A 2,351-nucleotide genomic window follows, 5' to 3' on the forward strand; every position below is an offset into this window, starting at 1 on the left:
TCTGACCGTGATCTTGCCCAGCGGTGAGGCGACGCTTACCATCGAGTCGCAGATTGCAGCGTTCCCCAATATCGACTACATCACCTTTGAAAAAGTGGAGACCCCAGCAGCCAGGACCAATGCGGCTGTCAATAGTCTCTCTACAACAGCCGAAGAACTATCTTTTGAGGATGTGGCTGAAAATCCGGAACTGATGGATACATTTGTCTCTCAGCTTACGGTGAATGAGTTGGCGACCCTGGGAAGTGGTCAAGGAAATGTGGCACCGAATACCAACACGGGTTCAATCGGGAAGCATTCCGTCTTCGGGAATTCCCGGTGTACAAACTGCGGATGGTCCGCACAGGTGTTGGTTTGAACGATATTACCAGCCCTGTTGCCTGGCCTGGGACCAATGTCATGGCCAGCTCTTGGAACGAAGAACTGTGTGAAGATTATGGACTGGCCTTTGGCAAAGATATCAGGGCCTATGATGTCAACTGTATCTTGGGCCCCAGCATCAATATCCAGCGCAATCCTTTGGGTGGGCGCAACTTTGAAGTCTTGCGCAGAAGACCCCTATCTCACGGGCAAGTTGGGTGCTGCTGTGACCCGTGGTATGCAGTCCGTGGGCGTGGCAACAGCTGTGAAACACTTTGCTGTGAATTCCACCGAATTTAGCCGTTTGGCCTCGAACGGCCTTGTTTCCTCCCGCGCGATGCGTGAGATCTACTTGAAAGCGTTTGAAATTGTCATTAAAGAAGCTTACCCATGGTCGATCATGACCTCCTACAATTTTGTCAATGGAACCAAGGCTGCTGAGTTGGAGCCTATGATGAATGAAATTGCCCGTGGAGAGTGGGGCTATGATGGAGTATTTATGACCGACTGGGAAATGACTCCAATATCGTCAAGGAAGTTTTGGCGGGCGGCGATGTGAAAATGCCCAGCGGCGATTCCAATGCTCTGGTCAATGCGGTCAACGAAGGAATCCTGAGACCGCGAGACTTTGGAAGCTGCTGCGGTCCGTCTCTTGAATCTGGCGCTCAAGACGGACAGTTTGCGCGATGAGGAAGCTATTGACCATTTGGCTGTCGGGAAACCTGCTCAAGCGTCCAACACAGAGAGTGCCGATCACAGTGCCGCAGGCGCCGTAGATGGCCTGATGTCGACCCGTTGGGCAACCAGCATCGGTCAACCAATCCTCTCAGCCGTGGTTCCAGGTGGACTTGGGCGATGTACAAGACTTGGGATATATCCGTATTTCTTGGGAGCATGCTCCGAAATCTTATGCGATTCAGGTCTCCAGCGACGGTGCTGCGTTCACCGAAGTAGCGAACCATACGACAACTGCAGCCAGCGGAGGAGACAATGATAAACAGGAATTTGACCTGTCCAATGTTTCCGGCCGTTATGTGAAGATGCAGGCAACAGAACTTTGGGATGAATGGGGAGCCAGCATCTATGAATTTGAAGTATATGACAGCGACTATGTACCGCCTACAGAGGAAGAAGATACTTATGTTGTTTTGACTCGGAATGCGGTAGTCTCTGGGGAAAGTACTGGACTTAAAGAAGGAGACGAAGTGACAGTTACTGCAAATGATGCTCCTAAAGGGTATCATTTTGCAGGATGGAGCACGGTCGGCCTGACACTTACCCCGGAACAACGGGTTTCCTCAGAACTGAACTTTACAATGCCCGCGAATAATGTAATCTTAACGGCGGATTTTGCTAAAAACCAGAAGCCGGACGAACCGAAGGAGCCGCAGTTGTTGACCGTACAGTGGAGCAGCAATGCAGCGGTGGAAGTGGAAGGAAATGCAGATGTGGTGATCTCCACGGATGCAATCTACGGTGCGAAAGTGATGCCGTGATGAAGATCTGACCTTTACCTTCACCCCGACCGACGGCGCGTTCGCCAGTGCACAGCTCAACGGAGAGGACATCCCGTTTGAACCAAACGGCTTTACGTACACCTACACGATGCCGAATGAGAATGCAAGCCTGCGCTTTACCTTTACGAAGGTGGACAAGGACATCTTGAAGATTGTCCTGGATGAGGCGAACAAGGTAACGCAGGAGGACATCGACCGCCTGGTACCGGAAGTACGGGAACTCTTTGTGAATGCCCGGACCAACGCGCAGGAGGTCTACGACGATCCGAGCCGCAACCCAGGAAGAGGTCAACAAGGCCTGGGACGAGCTGCTAAAAGCGATGCACCTGTTGGAGTTCGAGGAAGGCGACAATGGCAGACGCGGCTGCCGCCTGAAGCGGCGAAAAACGCGAAAGCGTTTCACGATAAATGCGAAAACTCACACGAGATGGAAGTCGTTCCTGGTTAATATCGGCGCATAACCGAACGCAAGCA

5 protein-coding genes and 1 pseudogene are annotated in these 2,351 nt (G+C 52.0%); all 6 read left to right on the top strand.

Annotation, left to right across the window (positions count from 1 at the left end; translation table 11 throughout):
* Positions 1-358, top strand: a 358-nt coding sequence (locus ACGCCZ_RS07015) for a hypothetical protein (protein WP_411655651.1), incomplete at its 5' end; no start/stop codon positions are given.
* Between the two features lie 114 nt (positions 359-472).
* Positions 473-919: a glycoside hydrolase family 3 N-terminal domain-containing protein gene (locus tag ACGCCZ_RS07020; protein ID WP_411655654.1), complete on the top strand. Its 447-nt coding sequence runs from the start codon at positions 473-475 to the stop codon at positions 917-919.
* Positions 916-1,050 carry a hypothetical protein gene (locus ACGCCZ_RS07025; RefSeq protein WP_411655652.1) on the top strand — a complete coding sequence of 45 codons (135 nt, stop codon included), beginning with the start codon at positions 916-918 and terminating at the stop codon, positions 1,048-1,050. The genes ACGCCZ_RS07020 and ACGCCZ_RS07025 overlap by 4 nt, the downstream gene beginning before the upstream one ends.
* A 137-nt stretch (positions 1,051-1,187) precedes the next feature.
* Positions 1,188-1,436: pseudogene (locus ACGCCZ_RS07030) on the top strand (discoidin domain-containing protein); the annotation flags it as partial.
* A 72-nt stretch (positions 1,437-1,508) separates the two neighbouring features.
* Positions 1,509-1,856 (top strand): InlB B-repeat-containing protein, encoded by a 348-nt coding sequence (locus ACGCCZ_RS07035; RefSeq protein ID WP_411655655.1) that lies wholly within the window; start codon positions 1,509-1,511, stop codon positions 1,854-1,856.
* Positions 1,857-1,965: 109 nt separating this feature from the next.
* On the top strand, positions 1,966-2,325 hold the full coding sequence (locus ACGCCZ_RS07040; RefSeq protein ID WP_411655653.1) for a hypothetical protein: 360 nt from the start codon (positions 1,966-1,968) through the stop codon (positions 2,323-2,325).
* The last annotated feature ends 26 nt before the right edge of the window (positions 2,326-2,351 follow it).

It is taken from the genome of Anaeromassilibacillus sp. SJQ-1, assembly GCF_046693725.1.
Classification (GTDB): Bacteria; Bacillota; Clostridia; order Oscillospirales; family Acutalibacteraceae; genus Anaeromassilibacillus.